This is a genomic window from Bordetella genomosp. 13 (genome assembly GCF_007679965.1).
Lineage (GTDB): Bacteria > Pseudomonadota > Gammaproteobacteria > Burkholderiales > Burkholderiaceae_B > Bordetella.
Genome location: NZ_VEHL01000004.1, coordinates 108,920 through 129,832, shown reverse-complemented (window position 1 = coordinate 129,832; position 20,913 = coordinate 108,920). Strand labels below are relative to the sequence as shown.

Here is a 20,913-nt window from a genome sequence, read left to right as displayed (position 1 = left end):
TGCTGATGACACAGCGAATCGCGAAAAACGAAACGCTTGCGGAATCACAGTGCCCAGGTGGCGGAATTGGTAGACGCGCATGGTTCAGGTCCATGTGCCGCAAGGTGTGGAGGTTCGAGTCCTCTCCTGGGCACCACCGCTTTAGTACCCGCAGCTTGGCCGACACTACCAAGTCGGCACAGCAAGAAGCCACGCAACCGCGTGGCTTTTTTGCTTTCCGGGCCAATCCTGCCGCACAGGATCCACGCCTGCGGATCATTGCGCCGTCCGAGCGCTCGCACGTGCGGCGCATTCCCCCTTCCCGCTCCTGCCGCGTCCACGCGGGCACGCCGCGTGCGGATTCACGCCCCGCCAGATCCACGCGCATCGCGCGGCGGCGTCATGCCGCCGCGCACACCGGAGCACCCAGATGGACAGCGACGCGCTCCTGCTCGCCCGCATACAGTTCGGCTTCACCATTTCGTTCCACATTATCTTCCCGGCCATCACCATCGGCCTGGCCAGTTATCTGGCGGTTCTGGAAGCATGCTGGCTGCGGACACGCAGGCAGGTCTACCGCGACCTGTACTTCTTCTGGCTGCGCATCTTCGCCGTCAACTTCGGCATGGGCGTCGTGTCGGGACTGGTGATGGCCTATCAGTTCGGCACGCACTGGAGCGGCTTTTCCCGCTTCGCCGGCGGCGTCACTGGCCCGCTGCTGGCGTACGAAGTCCTCACCGCGTTCTTCCTCGAAGCGGGTTTTCTGGGCGTCATGCTGTTCGGCTGGTCGCGCGTCGGACCCGCGCTGCACTTCCTGTCCACCGTCATGGTGGCCATCGGGACGCTGATCTCCACGACCTGGATCCTGGCCTCCAACAGCTGGATGCACACGCCGGCAGGCTATGACATCCAGGACGGCCGCGTCGTGCCCGTGGACTGGCTGGCGGTCATCTTCAACCCATCGTTTCCGTACCGGCTGGCGCACATGAGCCTGGCGGCATTCCTGGCCACGGCGCTGATCGTGGGCGGCGCAGCCGCGTGGCACCTGCTGCGCGGCGACCGCAGCAAGTCCGTGCGCAAGATGTTCGCCATGGCGATGGGCATGCTGGTGATCGTCGCGCCGCTGCAGGCCGTGGTGGGCGACTTCCATGGCCTGAACACGCTGGAGCACCAGCCCGCCAAGATCGCCGCCATGGAAGGGCACTGGGAGAACGAGCCCGGCAAGGGCGTGCCGCTGACGTTGTTCGGCATCCCGGACATGGAGAACGAGACCACGCGCTACGCCGTGAACATCCCCCGCCTGGGCAGCCTGATCCTCACGCACAGCTGGGATGGCCAGTTCGCGGGGCTCAAGGCGTTTCCAAAGGAAGACCGGCCCAATTCCACCATCGTATTCTGGACCTTCCGCATCATGGTCGGCCTGGGACTGCTGATGATCGGGCTGGGCCTGTGGGCGGCCTGGGCGAGATGGCGCGGCACGCTCTATCAGTCGCGGGCGCTGCAACGCTTTGCCGTATTGATGGGGCCGGCCGGCGTGGTGGCCATCCTGGCGGGCTGGTACACCACCGAGATCGGACGGCAGCCCTGGATCGTCTATGGGGTGATGCGCACGGCGGACGCCGCCACGCCGCACGCCACCGGCGATCTCGCGCTGACGCTGGCGGTGTTCGTGGCGTCGTACCTGCTGGTGTTCGGCGCGGGGGTGTCGTACGTGCTGCGCCTGATCCGCATGGGCCCCACGCCGGCGCCGGGACACGCGCCCCTGAGCGGCGGCCCGGGTGAACCGCGCCAGCCCATGCGCCCGCTGTCGGCGGCGTCCGCCACCGCCACTCAAGAGGAAGCCTGACATGGGCATCGATCTTTCTCTGATCTGGGCCGCCATCATCCTGTTCGGCATCATGATGTACGTGGTGATGGACGGGTTCGACCTGGGCATCGGCATTCTCTTTCCTTTCACGCCCGGCCACGACGACCGGGATGTGATGGTCAATACCGTTGCGCCGGTCTGGGACGGCAACGAAACCTGGCTGGTGCTGGGCGGCGCGGGCCTGCTGGCGGCATTTCCGTTGGCCTACGCGATCATCCTGGATGCGCTGCACCTGCCCCTGGTGGCCATGCTGCTGGGGCTGATCTTCCGCGGCGTCGCGTTCGAGTTCCGCTTCAAGGCGGACGAGCGCCACCGGCCGTTCTGGGACAATTCGTTCACGGCGGGGTCGTTCGTCGCCGCTTTTTTCCAGGGTGTCACGCTGGGCGCCTATATCGAAGGCATTCCGGTGGCGAATGGAACCTATGCAGGCGGGCCGCTGGACTGGCTGCAGCCGTTCCCGCTGTTCACCGGCGTGGGGCTGGTGCTGGCGTATGCGCTGCTGGGCAGCACCTGGCTGATCCTGAAGACCGAGGGCGAGCTGCAGCGGCGCATGGTCCGGCACGCGCGCGTGCTGACCTGGGCGCTGCTGGCGGTGATCGCGGCCATCAGCATCTGGACGCCGCTGGCGCAGCCCGGCATCGCGCAGCGCTGGTTCGCCTTGCCCAACCTGATCTGGTTCGCGCCCGTGCCCGTGCTGGTGGCCGCGGCCGGCTGGATGCTGTTGCGCCAGTTGCGCGGCACGCCGCATGGCGGTCCGTTCGTGCTGTCGCTCGTCCTGGTGTTCCTGGGCTATAGCGGGCTGGGCATCAGCCTGTGGCCCGCCATCGTGCCGCCCAGCCTGTCGATCTGGGACGCGGCCGGTCCGCCGCAAAGCCAGGGGTTCGCACTGGTGGGCGCGCTACTGATCGTGCCCATCATCCTCATGTACACCGCGTGGTCGTATTACGTGTTCCGCGGCAAGGTGCGGGCCGGCGAGGGGTACCACTGATGCGGCCCGGCTACGCGCCGAACTGGCCGCGCCGCCTGTTGTGGCTGGTGCTGATCTGGGCGGCCAGCGTGGCCGCGCTCGGGCTGGCGGCGTATGGATTGCGCTTGCTCATGGGTGCGGCGGGCATGACGGCCTGATGATCGGGCACCCCACGCCCCCTGTGAGGGCGCGCACCGCGCCTGTACCGACCGGGCAATGCATCGTATGCTAGTGCCCGGCAGTTCCCCATACCAAGCCGGCTCTCCGCCGGCGCCATAACGACAATGCCGATGCCGAACGCCCCCTGCACGCCCCGCGCTGCGCGCCGACGCAGCCTCACGCCGCCCTTGGCCCGCGCCGCTGCGGTGCCGGCCGCCGCACTTTTCGCCGCACTCGCCATCATGGCCTGCCTCGCCGCCGCGCCCGCCCGCGCGGCAGACGCCGACGCCAAAGCCGTCCTGCAGCCCGGCACCATGGCCGCGCGCGTCGCGGCCTGTACGGCCTGCCATGGCGAACAGGGCCGCGCCGGCAGCGACGGGTACTACCCACGCCTGGCCGGCAAGCCGCAGGACTACCTCTACCACCAGTTGTTGAACTTCCGCGACGGGCGCCGCCAGTACCGCCCGATGCAGCACCTGCTGGCCAACCTGCCGGACGCCTATCTGCACGAGATCGCCGGCTACTTCGCGCAGCAGCACGTGCCCTATCCGGCCGCGGCGTCGTCGAACGTGCCCGCGGTGCAGCTCGATCATGGCCGCATGCTGGTCACGCAGGGCGACCCCGCGCGCGGCCTGGCCGCCTGCGCGGCCTGCCACGGCGCCGCCCTGGGCGGCATGCAGCCGGCCATCCCCGGCCTGCTGGGCCTGCCGCGCGACTATCTCGTGTCGCAGATCGGCGGCTGGAAGAATGCCCGCCGCCAGGCCGCGGCCCCCGATTGCATGGCCGAGGTGGCCAGCAAGCTCACGCCGGAGGACATCAGCGCGGTATCGGCCTGGCTGTCATCGCAGCCGGTCGAACCCGGCTACGCGCCCGAGCCCGCCGGTTCGGCCACCCTGCCCGCGCAATGCGGCAGCCAGTCACAACGCTGAACGGATCTCCCATGAGACTGATTGCACGCATCCTGCTGGCCTTGCTGCTGCTGATCGCGGCGGCCGCGGGCGCCACGTATTGGCTGGGCACGCGCGAGGACGCCGGCCCGCCTTCCGTGCCCGCCACCGATCCCGCCGCCCAGCTCGAACGCGGCCGCTACCTCGCGCTGGTCGGCAACTGCATGACCTGCCACACGGCGCGCGGCGGCAAGGCGTATGCGGGCGGCACGCCAGTGCCCACGCCGTTCGGCACGCTGTACGGGCCCAACATCACGCCCGACGCCCAGACCGGCATCGGGGCGTGGACCGCGGACGAGTTCTGGAACGCGTTGCACAACGGCAAGTCGCGCGACGGGACGCTGCTTTATCCAGCCTTTCCGTATACCGAGTACACGCGCGTGTCGCGCGCGGATTCGGACGCGCTGTATGCCTATCTACGCACGATACCGGCGGTGAGCCAGGCCAGCCGCGCCCCCGAGCTGCGCTTCCCGTATGACCAGCGGCCGCTGCTGGCAGCCTGGCGCGTGCTGTACTTCACGCCGGGCGTGCTGGAAGACGACGCGGACCGCCCGGCTCAATGGAACCGCGGGCGCTACCTGACGCAGGGCATGGGCCATTGCGCGGCCTGCCATGCGCCGCGCAATGGCATGGGCGCCACCGTGGACGGCGCCGCCCTAGGCGGTGGCCTGATCCCGATGCTGGACTGGTATGCGCCGGCGCTGAGCGGCTCGCCCGCCACGGGCCTGGGCAACTGGTCCGCCGAAGACATCGCCGCGCTGCTGCGCACCGGCATGGCCGCGCACTCCACGGCCAGCGGCCCGATGGCCGAAGTGGTCCAGGGCAGCACACAGCACCTGAGCGCCGACGACGCCCTGGCAATCGGCGTCTATCTGAAGAGCCTGGCGCCCGCCACGCAGGCGCCGCGCACCACGGCCCCGCAGCCCGCGGCGCTGGAAGCCGGCGGCAAACTGTACGCCCAGCACTGCGCGCAATGCCACCAGGCATCGGGCGAAGGCAGCACGCAGGCCTGGCCGCCGCTGGCGGGAAATCCGACCGTGACGGCGCCGTCGCCCATCAATGCCATCCGCATGGTGCTGGAGGGCGGTTTCGCCGCGCCCACCGCGGACAACCCGCGGCCGCACGGCATGCCGCCGTTCGGGCAGGTGCTCAACGACAACGACACGGCGCTGCTGGTCACGTACATCCGCAACAGCTGGGGGAACTCGGCGGCAGCGGTGACCTCGCTGGAGGTGAAGCGGGCACGGGAGTCGGCGTCGGCGAACTGACGGCAGGCCGGGTTCAGTCCAGCGCCAGCCGCATCGACACGTGCGGGATGCCCGCCTCGACGAACTCGTCGCCCTCCGCCACGAAACCATGGCCTTCGTAGAAGGCCCGCGCATGGGTCTGGGCATTGAGCGCCACCTCGGCGTGGCCCTGGGCGCGCGCCCGCTCGATCAACGCCCGCAGCACCTGTCCGCCGACGCCCGCGCCGCGCGTGCGCGCCATCACCGCCATGCGACCGATATGGCCGTCTGGCAACAGGCGGCCGGTGGCCACGGGCCTGCCCTCGGCATCGTAGGCCACGGCATGGACCGACACGGCATCCTGGTCGTCCATCTCGATCTCGACCGGCACCGACTGCTCGACCACGAACACCGCGTGCCGCACCACGCTGGCATCGTCGCGCAGGCGTTCCCAGGCGTCGACGACCATGCGGGCAGCGGGCGAACTGTTGGACATGGGCGAACTCCTTCGATGCGATGACAAGGGCGCGATTCTGACAGCGATCCGCCGCGCGCGAAACACGCTACCATCGCGGCTTTCCTTCCGCACGCCGCACCATGCCGCTCGCCATCGCCATTTTCGCCCTGACCCTGGTGCTCGTCATCGCCCAACCGCGCGGGCTGGGCATCGGCTGGAGCGCCTGCATCGGCGCGGCGCTGGCCCTGCTGACCGGCGTGGTGCACTGGAGCGACGTCGGCGCGGTCTGGCACATCGTCTGGAACGCCACGGCCACCTTCATCGCCATCATCATCACCAGCCTGATCCTGGACCAGGCCGGCTTCTTCGAATGGGCGGCGCTGCACGTGGCCCGCTGGGGCGGGGGCAGCGGCCGGCGCCTGTTCGTGCTGATCGTGCTGCTGGGCGCGGTGGTGACCGCCCTGTTCGCCAACGACGGCGCGGCGCTCATCCTCACGCCCATCGTCATGGAGATGCTGCTGGCGCTGGGCTTCGCGCCGGCCGCCACGCTGGCCTTCGTGATGGCGGCGGGCTTCGTGGCCGACACCGCCAGCATTCCGCTGATCGTCTCCAACCTGGTCAACATCGTCTCGGCCGATTTCTTCGGCATCGGCTTCGGCGAGTACGCGGCCGTGATGGTGCCGGTCAACGTCGCGGCCGTGGCCGCCACGCTGGCCGTGCTGATGCTGTTCTTCCGGCGCGGCATCCCCGACCGCTACGACCTGGCCCAGCTGCCCGATCCGCGCAGCGCCGTGCGCGATCCCGTCACGTTCCGCGCCGGCTGGGTGGTGCTGACGCTGCTGCTGGTGGGCTTCTTCGTGCTCGAGCCCATGGGCATCCCCATCAGCGCCATCGCCGCCGCCGGCACGGCCGGCCTGCTGCTGGTGGCGGGACGCCAGCACATCGTCGGCACGCGCCGCATCATGCGCGAGGCGCCCTGGCACATCGTCGTCTTCTCGCTGGGCATGTACCTGGTGGTATATGGCCTGCGCAACGCCGGCCTGACCTCCTACCTGACCACCCTGCTGGACCGCTGCGCCGAATACGGCGTCTGGGGCGCGGCCATGGGCACGGGCCTGATCACCGCCTTCCTGTCCTCGGTGATGAACAACCTGCCCACCGTGCTGGTGGGCGCGCTGTCCATCGCCGACACCAGCGCAACGGGCCCCGTGCGCGACGCCATGATCTATGCCAACGTGATCGGCAGCGACCTGGGCCCCAAGATCACGCCCATCGGCAGCCTGGCCACGCTGCTGTGGCTGCACGTGCTGGCCCGCAAGGGGCTGACCATCGGCTGGGGGTATTACTTCCGCGTGGGCATTGTGCTGACGCTGCCGGTGCTGCTGGTGACGCTTGCCGCGCTGGCGTGGCGGCTGCAATATTGATATTTCCAAAAGAAATTAAAAAATCAAATTTGATTATTTTGAGAAATTAGATGCGGTAGGTAGACTGCCTCGATGAATCAAACCGCCTCGACACTGCCCTTCCCGTCGGCCTTGCCGCCGATCCGCATCAACCGCAAGCCGCTCTGGATCGCCCTGCTGCTGGTCCTGGCCGGCGCGGCCTACCTGCTGGAATCCGTCGGCTGGCGCCAGAGCGCGCTGTGGATCACCGGCGCCTTGCTGGGCGTCACGCTGTACCACGCGTCGTTCGGCTTCACGCAGGCCTGGCGTGTCTTCGTCGCCGACCGTCGCGGCGCCGGGCTGCGCGCGCAGATGGCCATGCTGGCCGTCGGCGTGCTGCTGTTCTTCCCGTTCCTGGCGGCCGGCACGCTGTTCGGCCAGCCCGTCGCGGGCCTGGTGTCGCCGGCCGGCGTCTCGGTGCTGCTGGGCGCCTTCCTGTTCGGCATCGGCATGCAGTTGGGCGGCGGATGCGCGTCCGGCACGCTGTTCGCCGTCGGCGGCGGCAACACCCGCATGATCGTCACGCTGGTGTTCTTCATCATCGGCTCGGTGCTGGCCACGGCGCATTTTTCGTGGTGGTCCGCTCTGCCGGCGCTGCCGCCCACCTCGCTCGTCAAGGCCTGGGGCGTGCCCACTGCGCTGCTGGCCAACCTGGCCGTGTTCGCGGCCATCGCCTGGCTATCCACCGTGCTGGAGAAGCGCCGCCACGGCCAGCTCGTCTCGTTCGCCGCGCGCACCTCGCGACCCGCGTCGCTGCTGCGCGGGCCCTGGCCTCTGATCTGGGGTGGCGTGGCGCTGGTCGCGCTGAACTTCGCCACGCTGGCGCTGGCCGGCCGGCCCTGGGGCATTACCTCGGCGTTCGCGCTGTGGGGCGCCAAGACGCTGGACGGCCTGGGCATGGACGTCGCCAGCTGGGCGTACTGGACGAAGCAGCAGGCCGCCCTGGCCGCGCCGCTGCGCCAGGACGTCACCACCGTCATGGACATCGGCCTGATGCTGGGCGCGCTGGCCGCGGCCTCGGCGGCCGGCAAGTTCGCCCCCGTCTGGAAGGTGCCCGCACGCCAGTTGGCCGGCGCCGTCATCGGCGGCCTGCTGCTGGGCTACGGCGCGCGCCTGGCCTACGGCTGCAACATCGGCGCCTACTTCAGCGGCATCCTGTCCGGCAGCCTGCATGCCTGGCTGTGGCTGCCCGCCGCCTTCGTGGGCAACGTCCTCGGCGTGCGCCTGCGTCCCGCCTTCGGGCTGGCGGTCGAGAAAACGCCGTCCCCGTCCAGCTGCTGAACGGGGGTACAGGCCGGGCCGCGTAGGCGGGCCGGGTTCGATGGCACGGCGATCGGCCCGGTCGTATCGCCAGGGCCGCGCGGCCGGTGCGGCGCCCACACTGTCCGTGCGCCTTCCGGCAGTATCTGCCGTGATCCGCATCTGGTAAGGTGGCCCCCATCCTCGTACCGGAGAGATGGGATGAGCTGGATCGCCGGCCGCTTCACGGCCTTTGCATTGATACTAATAGGTGCCGTCGTCACGCTGGCGCTGGCCGTGGCCGTGTCGGCCTGGTGGCTGTTCGCGGCCGTGCCGCTGGCGGCGCTGGCGGTGCTGGGCGTGTACGACATGATCCAGACGCGCCACGCCATCCGGCGCAACTACCCGGTGCTGGGCAATCTGCGTTTCCTGTTCGAATTCATCCGGCCCGAGATCCGCCAGTACTTCCTGGAAGACGACACGCAGGCCGCGCCGTTCTCTCGCGCGCAGCGCTCCATCGTCTACCAGCGCGCAAAGGAAGAGATCGACAAGCGCCCCTTTGGCACGCAGGAAGACGTCTACGGCGACCGCTACGAGTGGATCAACCACTCGATGACGCCGGCGCACGTGGCCGACGCGGACTTCCGCGTCAACATCGGCGGCCCCGACTGCCGCCAGCCGTATTCCATGTCGGCCTTCAACATCTCGGCCATGAGCTTCGGCGCGCTGTCGGCCAATGCCGTGCTGGCCCTGAACGAAGGCGCGCGCCAGGGCAACTTCGCGCACGACACCGGCGAAGGCGGCATCAGCCGTTATCACCGCGAGCCGGGCGGCGCGCTGGTCTGGAACATCGGCTCGGGCTACTTCGGCTGCCGCGACGAGAATGGCGCGTTCTCCGAGGAAGCCTTCGTGCGCAACGCCAGCCTGCCGCAGGTGAAGATGATCGAGATCAAGCTGTCGCAGGGCGCCAAGCCCGGCCATGGCGGCATCCTGCCCGGCAGCAAGGTCACCATCGAGATCGCGGATGCGCGCGGCGTGCAGCCCTGGCGCGATTGCAACTCGCCGTCCAGCCACAGCGCGTTCAACTCGCCCATCGGCCTGATGCACTTCATCGCGCGCCTGCGCGAGCTGTCCGGCGGCAAGCCCGTGGGCTTCAAGTTCTGCATGGGCCATCCGTGGGAATGGTTCGCCATGGTCAAGGCCATGCTGGAAACCGGCATCACGCCCGACTTCATCGTGGTCGACGGCGCGGAAGGCGGCACGGGCGCGGCCCCCGTCGAATTCGTCGACCACGTCGGCACGCCGCTGCGAGAGGCGCTGCGCCTGGTGCACAACACCCTGATCGGCGTGAACCTGCGCGAACGCATCCGCATCGGCGCCTCGGGCAAGATCATCACCGCTTTTGACATGGGGCGCGCCATGGCCCTGGGCGCCGACTGGTGCAACGCGGCGCGCGGCTTCATGTTCGCCATCGGCTGTATCCAGGCGCAGGCCTGTCACACGGGCAAGTGCCCCACCGGTGTCACCACGCAAGACCCCGTGCGGCAACGCGCGCTGGTCGTGCCGGACAAGGCGCAGCGCGTGGCGCACTTCCATCGCAACACGCTGCACGCACTGGCCGAACTGATCGGGGCCGCAGGCCTCACGCATCCCAGCCAGCTGCGCCCGCATCACATCGCGCGGCGCGTGTCGTCATCCGAAGTGAAGCTGCTGTCGGCGATCTTTCCCGAACTGGCGCCGGGCGAATTGCTGCGCGGCGAGTTCCGCCACGATGTCTATCGCGTGGGCTGGGGCATGGCACGCGCGGACTCGTTCCAGCCCGCAACCGACATCACGTCGGCCCTGGCGCAGCTGAACCGCCCCGACGAGCCGACGGAACCGCTGCAACCCGTCGCGGCCTGAGGTGCCGGGCACCCAGGCGCGCAGGTACGCAGCCATGCAAGCGGAAGGCTTGCGCCTCCCGCAGCGCGTCTGGTCAGGCATTGCCGGGCGCGGTGCATCCTGCCCAGTTGGCCGGCCTCGGCGGCGCCGTCACAGCCACCGCTCGAACAGCCGCGACACTCCCTCCATCACGCGCTCGCCCACTCCGCGGTCTTCCCAGGCCTGCAGATCCACGGGCGTGGCGTTGGCCACGTCCTGCTTGAACATGGCCTCCATTTCAGCGCCGAACGCGCTGCCCAGGATGACGGCGTTCACCTCGTAGTTCAATGCGAAGCTGCGCCAATCCATGTTGCTGGAGCCGACGGTGGACCATACCCCGTCCACCACGGCCGTCTTGGCATGCAGCAGCGCGTCGCGCCGCTCGTAGATCTTCACGCCCGCCCGCAGCAGGTCGCCATAGTGCGACTGTCCCGCATACAGCACCAGCGACGAATCGCTGAAGCCGGGCAGCACCATCGCCACGTCCACGCCGCGCCGCGCGGCATCGGCCAGCACTTCCACGAAGGCCGGGTCCGGCGCGAAATACGCCATGGTGATGTGAATGGACTGGCGTGCGCTGGCGAACGCCGACATCATGGTCAGGTACACCGTGTAGCCGTCGGCGTCGTCGGGCTGGTTGGCCAGGATGCGCACCGTCAGGTCGCCCTGGCTGGGCGGCGGCGCGGCGGTGATCCATTCGGTCAGCGGCGGCCCTTTCTGCGAGGCCCAGCCGTCGCGGATCACCTGCTCGAGCTGCGCCACGCCGGGCCCGCGGATCTCGACGTGCGTGTCCCGCCACGGCGCCTCGCTCTTGCCGCCGCCCGAGCCCGAGGCGCTGCTGGCGCGCGACGAATACACGCCGCTGATGTTCATGCCGCCCAGATATCCGATGTGGCCGTCCACCACCAGCACCTTGCGATGGTTGCGCTCGTTAGGCGACCAGCCGGCGCGGGCCTCGACGGGATTGAGCGGGTTGAATACGGCCACCTGCACGCCCGCGTCGCGCAACTGCTTGAACAGCGCTTCGGAGGTGTTCATCGTACCCACCGCGTCCACCATCAGCGCCACTTCGACGTTGCGCTGGCGCGCCGCGATCAACGCGTCGACGAACCGGCGGCCGTCCTCGTCGTCGTCGAAGATGTAGGTCTCCATGTGGACGTAGCGCTGCGCCTGGCCGATGGCGCGCAGCATGGCGCCATACGCCGTGGGCCCATCCTCCAGCAGCTTCACCTGATTGCCTGCCACCAGCGGGACGCCGCTGACGGCCTGCTCCACTTCGAGGTGATGCGCCAGGAAGTCCTTCTGGCTGCCCGCGCCCTGCGCACCTGCGTGCTTGCTCGCCAGGTCGCGACCGCGCTCATAACTCTGCCAGCCGATGTCCTTCGAACGCGCGGCCTGTTGGCCGCGCTCGCGAAGTAAAGTGGTGTCGGGAACGCTGGCACAGGCCGCGAGCAGGGCTATCAACCCCGCCGCGCCGCAGCGCGCCAGCAGAGTCAGGAAGGACGCGCCACCCGTGGCACTCAAGGCTGCCACTGCGTGCGGCGCGCGGCGGCGGGCCGCACCGCGGCGACGGGACGCCACACCCGTGCCTTTTCCTTTTCAACGGGCTGCTGGGCGGGCTTCCAGTAATCCGCCACCTGCCACGGGCCGCGTGCCTGCGCGACATGCACGCCGCCCGCGTCGCGCAGCAGCGCCGTCACCATCGGCACGCCGGCCGTATGCACCTGCACGGCCACCAGTATGGTCTTGCCGAACAGGCCGCTGTTCAGGCCGCCCGCCTGTCCCGGCAGGGCGCCCACCATCCACAGCGTTCCCAGCAGCGCGCCCAGATAACCGCCGGCAGCGGCGCCGGCCGCCAAGGCCATGCCGTCGCTCCATTGCGGCAACGAGAACAGTGCCGTGCCGATCAATGCGCCCAGCGCGGACACCGCGGCAACGACCGAGACGGCGCCTTTGCGCCCCACGGCCGTGCCCAGGTCGGGACCGCCCCGCAGGCTGTGCTCGCCCGCATCGCCCACGGACGACTCGCCATGGAACATGCTGACCGCCTCTTCCGCGAAGCCGTCCGCAACCAGGGCATGTGCCGCACTGCGAGCCGACGCAAGACTATCGAACCGGGCAACAACGATGGTGGACATACAAGCCTCCTGGCAAGTGCTGCCGCGGCAGACGCAGTGCCGCAACACGATGGCCTTATTCTTACCAATGCCGCTTTGGCGCGCCCTGATGAATGGCAACGAGCCGTAGCACGGTATTTCTGGCAAGCGAAACACCGGCTTGCCCGCCGCATTTCGTAAAAGTCCTTTGCAATCCGACTACGCCCGCTTGACACTCCGACTGGCCCGGCAGGCACAATAAGCACAGAGAATAAGAAATCGCCCACGGAGAATAAGACGACAAGTTCGCCAGGGTAGACGACCGCAGATCGGCTCGCATAGCGCTCCCCCCTTCCCCCCTCCCTCAGGACGGACTCGAACGCATGGCACGCTCCCTGACTTCCCTGGCTCCGGCTTCGGCATCCGCCGCCCCGGTCTCCCGCACCGGCACCGCGGCCGATGAATTGCGCGCCGGCCTGACCGCCGCCAACCCCACCATCAGCCCCAAATACCTGTATGACTCGCTGGGATCCAGCCTGTTCACCGCGCTGACCCTGCTGCCCGAGTACTACCCCACCCGCTGCGAAGCCGAGATCCTGCGTGAGCAGGCGCCGCGCATCGCGCGCCACGTCGGGCGGATCGAATCGCTGATCGACCTGGGCGCGGGCGATTGCGTCAAGGCCGAGAAGCTGTTTCCGGTGCTCAAGCCCGCGCGCTACGTGCCCATCGACATTTCGGCCGATTATCTGAACGACGCCGTGGCGCGGCTGCGCCACGCCCACCCCGCCCTGGACATCTGCGCGCTGGGCCGCGACTTCTCGCATGCGTTCGAGTTGCCCGACAGCGTGCCCGCCGAGAACCGCCTGTTCTTCTATCCGGGATCCAGCATCGGCAACCTGACGCCCGACGAGGCCCTGGCCCTGCTGCAGCGCATCCGCGCCCTGTGCCCAGGCGGCGGCCTGCTGGTCGGCGTGGACCGCGTCAAGCCGCGCAGCGTACTGGAGCCCGCGTATGACGACGCACTGGGGCTGACGGGCGCGTTCAACCTGAACATGCTGCGGCACGTGAACACGCTGCTGGGCAGCAATTTCCGCGTCGAGGACTGGCGCCACGAAGCGCACTTCAACGAGACCGAGTCGCGCGTGGAAATGCACCTGCGGGCCGCGGCCGACGTGCTGGTGAAGTGGCCGGGCGGCGAGCGCCGCTTCGCGCGCGGCCAGAGCATCCACACCGAAAGCTCGTACAAGTACACCGTCGAGCGCTTCGCCGCCCTGCTGCACGAGGCCGGCTTCGCCGACGTGCAGCACTGGTCCGACCGGCGCGACTGGTTCTCCGTCTTCAGCGCGCGTGCCTGATGCGAGTCCTGCCCTTTCCTGGAGCCCCGATGGATCCTGCCTGTGTGTTGACGCATCCGGGCGCCGCGACATCCGACCTGCCGCGCGCCGACCGTACGCCCATGCAGCGCTACGAGGCCGTGCGCGCCACGAGCGCGGCACTGGCCGCCCCCCTCAGTCCAGAGGACTGCCAGGCGCAGTCCATGCCCGACTGCAGCCCCGTCAAATGGCACCTGGCGCACACCACGTGGTTTTTCGAGACCTTCGTGATCGGCCGCTTCGATGCCGGTCGCGCGCCGTTCCATCCGCAGTACCGGATGCTGTTCAACTCCTACTACAACGCCATAGGCGACAAGCATCCGCGGCCGCAGCGCGGCCTGCTGACGCGTCCGCCGCTTGCAGATGTGCTGCGCTATCGCCAACACGTCGACGAGGCCATGCGAGCGCTGCTGGCGCGGCACGAGGGCGATCCCGAGTTCGAGGCGCTGGTCATCCTGGGCCTGAACCACGAGCAGCAGCACCAGGAACTCATCCTGACCGACGTGAAGCATCTGCTGTCGTGCAACCCACTGCGGCCGGCCTACCGGGAAGAGCCGCCCGCGGGCAGCCTGCCGCCGGGCACGCCCGCCGGCTGGACGCGATACGACGGCGGCATCGTCCGCGTCGGCCATGAGGGCGCCGAATTCGCCTTCGACAACGAAAGCCCCGCGCACGACGTGCTGCTGCGTCCCTACTGCCTGGCCAACCGCCTGGTCACGCAGGGCGAGTACCTGGAGTTCATGCTGGACGGCGGCTACCGGCGGCCCGAGTTCTGGCTGTCGCTGGGCTGGGACATGGTCAACAGCGCCGGCTGGCGCGCCCCCATGTATTGGGAAGGCCAGAAGCGCGAGTGGCAGGCCTTCACGCTGCATGGCATGCACCCCATCGATCCGCATGCGCCGGTCACGCACGTCAGTTATTTCGAAGCGGACGCGTACGCGCGCTGGGCGCGCGCGCGCCTGCCCCGCGAAGCCGAATGGGAACATGCCGCGCGCCTGCGCGACGCCGCACTGGCGGGCACCGGCAGCGCCCTGGCCGAAGGCCGCGCCAACATGCTGGACAACGGCCACCTGCAGCCCCGGTCCGCAGGGGCGCGAGACGGCGCGGGCCCTAGCCAGATGTATGGCGACGTGTGGGAATGGACCTGCAGTGCGTACGACGCCTATCCTGGCTTTGCCCCGCCGGAGGGTGCCGTGGGCGAATACAACGGCAAGTTCATGTGCAACCAGTACGTGCTGCGGGGCGGATCGTGCGTCACGCCGCGCGACCACATCCGCGCGAGCTACCGGAATTTCTTTCCGGCGGATGCGCGGTGGCAGTTCTCGGGCATCCGGTTGGCGCTGGATGCGACGTAGCAGGCCTGTCGCCGGAGTGCGCTCTGTCGCCTCCGGCGGGTCCCGACGTGATGATGCCCCGTTGGCCCGGCCTGTCGCCGGGCCAATTTCTTGATGGGGGATGGATACGGCGCGCCTATACTCCCCCGCAGTATGCTCTAATACTCCCATGGGGTATAGGATCACGCGCCGATGCGCGCACGACTCGACGTACCCTCCTCTCCAACTCATTTTGCAAGGCCCTCAGCCATGAAATCACGTGCAGCAGTCGCTTTCGCGGCCGGAAAACCGCTGGAAATCGTCGAGATCGACGTGGAGCCGCCCCGCAAGGGAGAGGTCCTCGTCAGGATCACCAACACCGGCGTCTGCCACACCGACGCGTTCACGCTGTCCGGCGACGATCCCGAGGGCGTGTTTCCCGCCGTGCTGGGCCATGAAGGCGCCGGCATCGTGGTCGAGGTCGGCGAAGGCGTGACCAGCGTGAAGCCGGGTGACCATGTCATCCCGCTCTACACCGCCGAGTGCGGCGAGTGCCTGTTCTGCAAGTCGGGCAAGACCAACCTGTGCGTGGCCGTGCGCGCCACCCAGGGCAAGGGCCTGATGCCGGACGGCACCACGCGCTTCTCGTACAACGGACAGCCCATTTACCACTACATGGGTTGCTCGACCTTCAGCGAATACACCGTCGTGGCCGAGGTCTCGCTGGCCAGGATCAATCCCGACGCCAACCCGCAGCACGTCTGCCTGCTGGGCTGCGGCGTGACCACCGGCATCGGCGCGGTGCACAACACCGCCAAGGTGCAGGAAGGCGACACCGTCGCCGTGTTCGGCCTGGGCGGCATCGGCCTGGCCGTGATCCAGGGCGCGCGCCAGGCCAAGGCCGGCCGCATCATCGCCATCGACACGAACCCGGACAAGTTCGGGCTGGCCCGGGTCTTCGGCGCCACCGATTGCGTCAACCCCAAGGACCACGACAAGCCGATCCAGGAAGTCATCGTCCAGATGACCGGCTGGGGCGTGGACCATTCGTTCGAGTGCATCGGCAACGTCAACGTGATGCGCGCCGCGCTGGAATGCGCGCACCGCGGCTGGGGCCAGTCCATCGTGATCGGCGTGGCCGGCGCGGGCCAGGAAATCTCCACGCGCCCGTTCCAGCTGGTCACCGGCCGCCGCTGGCTGGGCTCCGCCTTCGGCGGCGTCAAGGGCCGCTCGCAGCTGCCCGGCATGGTCGAGGACGCCATGGAAGGCAAGATCGACCTGGCTCCGTTCGTCACGCATACGCTGGGCCTGGAAGACATCAACGAGGCCTTCCACCTGATGCATGCGGGCAAGTCGATCCGCACGGTGATCAATTACTGATCGCGAACCACGGCGCGTGGACGCCGGCCGTGCCCTCGCGGCACACCGGCGACGCCGCCGGGCGGCCGGCCGGTTCGTCATGGAAGGGCCGGCGAACGTCCCCCGCTTTCACGCGCCATCCGGCCCGATCACCAGGAGCGCCGACTCATGCCCCATTCGCCCGAAGACAAGAAGCGGGCCATTACGCGACTGCGCCGCATCCAAGGACAGGCCACGGCACTGGAACGGGCCGTCGAAGAGGGCACCGACTGCCGGGCCTTGTTGCAGCAGATCGCCGCGCTGCGCGGCGCGGCCAACGGATTGATGGCTGAAGTGCTGGACAGCCATCTGCGGGAACTGTTCGGCACCGCGAGCGGCGCCTCGGGCGGCCACCACCATGCGCACGCCGAGGCCGATATCGACGATCTGATGAAGCTGCTGCGGACGTATCTCAAGTAGATGCCGGCCAGGCCCGATGCGTCGATCGAGGCCGGACGGCACGGCTTGGCGGCAAGCCGGGCCGTCGGCGGTCATCCGGGCAGCGCTCGAGGGGCAGGTGCTAGCAGTTGCCCTTCTTCGCCTGTCCGGGCGGACAGAAATTTCCGCCGCCCCCATGCCCATAGCCAGGGCTCGGATCGACGATCACCGATCCATCCGGTGTGTGGACCGCACAGCCTGCGAGGCTGAGCGCTAGGGCAAGAGCTGCGAGGATTTTCATGAGTCGTACCTTCTGCAAAACGGGACGCCAGTGTATGGCGTCGCCGCGCGGCTCGGCGAACCTCAAGGTAACCAGATGGAAACGTCCATATTTCTGCGGACATCGTCCCTGGACGCGGAAAGCAAAACGGCCCGCATCGCTGCGGGCCGCTTTAAATTCTGGTGGCGCATCCCTGATTCGAACAGGGGACCTGCGGATTATGATTCCGTCGCTCTAACCGGCTGAGCTAATGCGCCATGCATCTTGCGATGCCACTTGAACCGGCTTGGAAGCGCGTTCAAGCGAAGAACAAGATTCTAACACGAGATTTTTCCACATTGCAAACGCAAGACGCTGGGCATCGTCACTCCTTCAACAGGTGCAACCCCGTCCGCCGCACGAACTCCGCATAGCTGATCGGCGCCCCCGCCTGCGCATCCGCCTGGTTTGCCTGCCAGTGCACCCAGGACTTGCGCGTCGTGGCGTCGTAGACGACCTTGTACACGTAGCTGGGCACGGCCACGCCCGAGCCGATGGTCTTGGGCCGGTCGCTGTAGATCGGCCCCGTGTACACGTATACATCGCCAGCCGCGCGCATCACGTACTTCCGCGTGTCCTGCTCGATGCGGCTCCAGGGCCCCGAGTTCTGCGTCGTGTTCTGCGGCACGATGTTCGCCAGCGAGAAGCTCTGCGCCATGGCCTCTTCGGTGGCCATGTCTCCTGCCGGCGCCATGTGGCCGCGCGCGTAGCCCGAGCCGCGATAGTCGTCCAGCTGCGCCCGCTCCCAGATCGGCAGGCGCGCCTCGGCATAGAAGCGATCGGTGCGTTCCAGGTCCTGCCCCTGCTGCAGCAGGCGGCGATTCAGGCGTTCGGCAACGAAGATCGGCGTCTTGCGGGCGCCGTCATACAGGACGGCAAACCCGGAGAAGCACAGCTCGCGCCGCGCACCGGTGTCTGGTGCGGCGGGTGGCGCGGCGTCGGGGAAAAAGTGGCGGCACGCCGCGAAGCGGGTGGGCGCCTGCGCCCGTGACTGCGCGTCGGCTGGCGCGGCGGGAAACGGATCGGGTACCCGTATCCACGCGGGCAGCCCCGAATGCAGGTAATACGTGGCCGCGCTGAAGGAGACAGTCGCGGAGGCGACCAGGGCGCGCAGGAATCTTGACGCGGAACCCGCTTTACGCGAGGCGGGCTTTCGAGAGGAACGACGTGTAGGCACGGGGACGGATTGTACGGCACCGGCATGCATCGATGCCTGCGCGCCTAGCCCAGCCGCCCCTTCGCCGCAAGTCCGGTGCGCGTTTTATGTCACAGCGGCGGACCTATCGCGCGCACGGCCGTTCGCCTATACGCGCCGAAAAGCGCAGCAGATAGCCGTCGGGGTCCTGCACCAGGAATTCCCGCACGCCGATCTCCCTATCGTCGCTGCGATACCACTGCTCTTCAGGCTGCCGGAACAGCGGCCACGCTGCCCGCGCCAATGTCGCGACGATGGGTTCGATGGCATCCACCTTGATCTCGAGATTCATGCCTCGACCCAGCGGCCGATCCAATGGCGCGGTGATCCAGTATCCGTCGCCACGCTGTTCCACCAGCATGACCTGCGCGCCATGCAGATCCAGGTATACGAACCCGGCCTCGTCGCGACGGTAGAAAACCGAGAATCCGCATAACCCGATCCAGAACGCCAGGCTGGCGGACAGATCAGCCACCAGCAGTTCCGGAACCAGCCTTGCCCGACGATCATCCATGGCCTATTGCTTCTGTCGTTGTGTCGCGGCGAATCTTAAACTGGCCATTGTTGGACAACGCAGGTTAACTGGCCATTGTTGGACAACGCAAGTTTACAGTCGCCGTCTCGTCTTCAATCGCGCCGGCGTGCATCCTCTGGGTATTCCACCCGATCGAAGTCATGCTCGATAGCCCGACGTCTCCGAGGCCTCCCCCCAGTCGACCCAGCTACCTGCCCGCCCCCGTTTTATGCCCCGCCGAGCCCGCCTGCCCGGCTGGCGTCTTGCCGTCCTGCACAGAATTGGCGGTCGAACCCTTGACCGTGCCTTGTCCCGGCGTGGGCTGGGCGGCCGGCTGCCCAGGCGCGGGCTGGCCCGCGGCGGGTGGGGTCGCGGCGGGCGCCGGATTCTGTCCCGCCTGCTGGCCCTGTGATGCGCCGTTCCGAGTCTGCTTTCCTTGCGCGGGTTTTGCTCCGGCCTCCTTGGACGCAGGCGTCTTCGACGCGGATGCCTTCGAGGATGAGCCTGCGGCCCCCTTCGATGAAGCCCCCTTCGATGAAGCCCCCTTCGATGAAGCCCCGTTCGATGAGGAACCGGAAGCCCCTTTCGATGAAGGTCCCTTGGTCGAAGATTCGTTCGAGGTCCCATTCGACGACGTCGGCTTCGAACTCGACGTGCCCTGTTGGCCAGCCCCCTTGCTCTCCTGTTGCACGGCCTGCTCTTTCGGCGCCGCGGCACCGGGCTGTCCCGTGGACGGTTGCGCGCTCGCGCTCGCCGCCGCGTACAAGGCCAGCAAGGCCGCCGCGCTCAGGCGCAACGGGTACGAAAAGCGCATCGCATTCGATCGGGGCATGGTCCACTCCTGAAGTAAAAGAACGGTCCAGGGCGGCAGCAATCGCCGTACCTGCCCCGCTCCAACGGTCCATTTACGCTCGCGTCCAACTGCGAGGAGCGCCCACGAAAAAGCCCGCCAGTCGGCGGGCCAATTCAAGCCAAAAACGAAACGATCAACCGATCACGACACCCCCGGCGGCGGGGTGGACTGGTCGCCCACCTCTTCCGGCGGCGAGAACAGATCCCAGCACGCCACGAACAGCGCCGCGATCAACGGGCCGATGACGAAGCCGTTCAGCCCAAACAGCGCCATGCCGCCCAGCGTGGAGATCAGCACCACGTAGTCGGGCAGCTTGGTGTCCTTGCCCACCAGGATGGGGCGCAGCACGTTGTCGACCATACCGATGACCAGCACGCCGAACAGGATCAGCACCACGCCCTGCCAGATGTCGCCGGTGAGCAGGAAGTAGGCGGCCACGGGCGCCCAGATCAGGCCCGCGCCGATGGCCGGCAGCAGCGACAGGAACGCCATCACCACGCCCCACAGCAAGGCGCCCTGGATGCCGAGGATCCAGAAGATGATGCCGCCCAGCAGGCCCTGCACGGCGGCCACGGCGACGTTGCCCTTCACCGTGGCGCGGATCACCGTGGTGAACTTGCGGAACAGGTGCTGCTTGTGCATGTCGCTGAGCGGCACCGCGCGCCGCACGCGGCGCGACAGCGCCGAGCCATCGCGCAGGAGGAAGAACAGCAGATACATCATGACGCCGAAGCTGACCAGGAACTGGAACGTGTCCTGGCCGATGTTGAACGCCTGCGTGGCCAGGAACTGGCTGGCCTGCATGGCGCCGGCGGTCAGCTTGTCCTGGATGCTCTTGACGTCGCCCACGTCGAAGCGGGCCAGCAGCTCGTGCACCGGCATGGGCAGCGCCTCGATCGCCTGCTGGAAGAAGCGGCCGAAATCCAGGTTGCCCGAGCGCATGCTCTGGTACAGGTTGGCGCCTTCCTGCACCAGCGACCCCGCGATCAGGGTCAGCGGTAGGATGACCAGCAGCAGCACCAGCGCCAGCGTCAGGAGCGCGGCCAGGTTGCGCCGCCCGTGCACGCGATGGAGGATGCGGCGCTGCACGGGCGCGAACAGGATCGCCAGCGTGCCGCCCCAGAATACAGCGCTCCAGAAGGGCAGCAGCACCCATGCGAAGGCCACCGTCACCACGATCAGCAGATAGTGGAAAGTCCTGCTGTGCATCAAGCTAATCTTGCTCATGAGCCATCCATAGGGCCGCGGCGGCCGCGAGACCGGCCATTGTA

General features: G+C 68.1%; 19 protein-coding genes and 2 tRNA genes. 14 read left to right on the top strand and 7 right to left on the bottom strand.

The window, feature by feature from the left end:
* The first annotated feature begins 51 nt into the window (after positions 1–51).
* From FS845_RS11940 to FS845_RS11915, 6 genes are all read left to right on the top strand, one after another.
* Positions 52–136 (top strand) — tRNA-Leu (locus tag FS845_RS11940).
* Positions 137–409: 273 nt separating this feature from the next.
* Entirely contained in the window at positions 410–1,825 is a 1,416-nt protein-coding gene (locus tag FS845_RS11935) for a cytochrome ubiquinol oxidase subunit I (RefSeq protein ID WP_144634973.1), read from the top strand.
* A gap of 1 nt (position 1,826) precedes the next feature.
* Positions 1,827–2,834: a cytochrome d ubiquinol oxidase subunit II gene (gene cydB / locus FS845_RS11930; protein WP_144634968.1), complete on the top strand. Its 1,008-nt coding sequence runs from the start codon at positions 1,827–1,829 to the stop codon at positions 2,832–2,834.
* A complete protein-coding gene (locus FS845_RS11925; RefSeq protein ID WP_144634963.1) occupies positions 2,834–2,971 on the top strand; it encodes a DUF2474 domain-containing protein in 138 nt (45 codons plus the stop codon). Before cydB ends, FS845_RS11925 begins: the two co-directional genes overlap by 1 nt.
* A gap of 243 nt (positions 2,972–3,214) precedes the next feature.
* Positions 3,215–3,901 (top strand): c-type cytochrome, encoded by a 687-nt coding sequence (locus FS845_RS11920; RefSeq protein ID WP_144634958.1) that lies wholly within the window; start codon positions 3,215–3,217, stop codon positions 3,899–3,901.
* A gap of 11 nt (positions 3,902–3,912) precedes the next feature.
* Positions 3,913–5,187, top strand: a complete 1,275-nt coding sequence (locus FS845_RS11915) for a c-type cytochrome (protein WP_144634955.1) — start codon at positions 3,913–3,915, stop codon at positions 5,185–5,187.
* 13 nt (positions 5,188–5,200) lie between these two features.
* Here the strand turns inward: FS845_RS11915 and FS845_RS11910 are convergent, their stop codons facing one another.
* A complete protein-coding gene (locus FS845_RS11910) occupies positions 5,201–5,641 on the bottom strand; it encodes a GNAT family N-acetyltransferase (protein ID WP_144634948.1) in 441 nt (146 codons plus the stop codon).
* 101 nt (positions 5,642–5,742) lie between these two features.
* On the opposite strand from FS845_RS11910, the gene FS845_RS11905 reads away from it, so the two are divergent.
* From FS845_RS11905 to FS845_RS11895, 3 genes are all read left to right on the top strand, one after another.
* Entirely contained in the window at positions 5,743–7,026 is a 1,284-nt protein-coding gene (locus FS845_RS11905; RefSeq protein WP_144634943.1) for an arsenic transporter, read from the top strand.
* A 72-nt stretch (positions 7,027–7,098) separates the two neighbouring features.
* Entirely contained in the window at positions 7,099–8,325 is a 1,227-nt protein-coding gene (locus tag FS845_RS11900) for a YeeE/YedE family protein (protein ID WP_144634938.1), read from the top strand.
* Positions 8,326–8,505: 180 nt separating this feature from the next.
* On the top strand, positions 8,506–10,185 hold the full coding sequence (locus FS845_RS11895; protein ID WP_144634933.1) for an FMN-binding glutamate synthase family protein: 1,680 nt from the start codon (positions 8,506–8,508) through the stop codon (positions 10,183–10,185).
* Positions 10,186–10,314: 129 nt separating this feature from the next.
* On the opposite strand, the gene FS845_RS11890 is transcribed toward FS845_RS11895, so the two are convergent.
* Positions 10,315–11,727 carry a phospholipase D-like domain-containing protein gene (locus FS845_RS11890; RefSeq protein WP_144634930.1) on the bottom strand — a complete coding sequence of 471 codons (1,413 nt, stop codon included), beginning with the start codon at positions 11,725–11,727 and terminating at the stop codon, positions 10,315–10,317.
* On the bottom strand, positions 11,724–12,341 hold the full coding sequence (locus tag FS845_RS11885) for a hypothetical protein (RefSeq protein WP_144634927.1): 618 nt from the start codon (positions 12,339–12,341) through the stop codon (positions 11,724–11,726). Before FS845_RS11885 ends, FS845_RS11890 begins: the two co-directional genes overlap by 4 nt.
* A 341-nt stretch (positions 12,342–12,682) precedes the next feature.
* On the opposite strand from FS845_RS11885, the gene egtD reads away from it, so the two are divergent.
* The 4 genes from egtD to FS845_RS11865 all read left to right on the top strand — a co-directional run bounded on the left by egtD (position 12,683) and on the right by FS845_RS11865 (position 16,803).
* Positions 12,683–13,654, top strand: coding sequence for an L-histidine N(alpha)-methyltransferase (egtD, locus tag FS845_RS11880; RefSeq protein ID WP_144634924.1), 972 nt, complete (start codon positions 12,683–12,685; stop codon positions 13,652–13,654).
* Between the two features lie 29 nt (positions 13,655–13,683).
* Positions 13,684–15,027: an ergothioneine biosynthesis protein EgtB gene (gene egtB / locus FS845_RS11875; RefSeq protein ID WP_144634920.1), complete on the top strand. Its 1,344-nt coding sequence runs from the start codon at positions 13,684–13,686 to the stop codon at positions 15,025–15,027.
* Between the two features lie 228 nt (positions 15,028–15,255).
* A complete protein-coding gene (locus FS845_RS11870) occupies positions 15,256–16,365 on the top strand; it encodes an S-(hydroxymethyl)glutathione dehydrogenase/class III alcohol dehydrogenase (protein WP_144634917.1) in 1,110 nt (369 codons plus the stop codon).
* 147 nt (positions 16,366–16,512) lie between these two features.
* Positions 16,513–16,803, top strand: a complete 291-nt coding sequence (locus FS845_RS11865) for a metal-sensing transcriptional repressor (RefSeq protein WP_144634912.1) — start codon at positions 16,513–16,515, stop codon at positions 16,801–16,803.
* Between the two features lie 418 nt (positions 16,804–17,221).
* Here the strand turns inward: FS845_RS11865 and FS845_RS11860 are convergent.
* The 3 genes from FS845_RS11860 to FS845_RS11850 form a co-directional block, all read right to left on the bottom strand.
* A tRNA-Met gene (locus tag FS845_RS11860) sits at positions 17,222–17,298 on the bottom strand.
* A 107-nt stretch (positions 17,299–17,405) separates the two neighbouring features.
* Positions 17,406–18,257, bottom strand: coding sequence for a DNA/RNA non-specific endonuclease (locus FS845_RS11855; protein ID WP_260986257.1), 852 nt, complete (start codon positions 18,255–18,257; stop codon positions 17,406–17,408).
* A gap of 103 nt (positions 18,258–18,360) precedes the next feature.
* Entirely contained in the window at positions 18,361–18,789 is a 429-nt protein-coding gene (locus FS845_RS11850; RefSeq protein WP_144634906.1) for a bleomycin resistance protein, read from the bottom strand.
* Positions 18,790–19,250: 461 nt separating this feature from the next.
* Here FS845_RS11850 and FS845_RS26520 point away from each other — a divergent pair, with 461 nt between their 5' ends.
* Positions 19,251–19,634 carry a hypothetical protein gene (locus tag FS845_RS26520; protein ID WP_186332252.1) on the top strand — a complete coding sequence of 128 codons (384 nt, stop codon included), beginning with the start codon at positions 19,251–19,253 and terminating at the stop codon, positions 19,632–19,634.
* 149 nt (positions 19,635–19,783) lie between these two features.
* Here the strand turns inward: FS845_RS26520 and FS845_RS11840 are convergent, their stop codons facing one another.
* Positions 19,784–20,869 (bottom strand): AI-2E family transporter, encoded by a 1,086-nt coding sequence (locus FS845_RS11840; protein WP_144634903.1) that lies wholly within the window; start codon positions 20,867–20,869, stop codon positions 19,784–19,786.
* Positions 20,870–20,913: the final 44 nt, after the last annotated feature.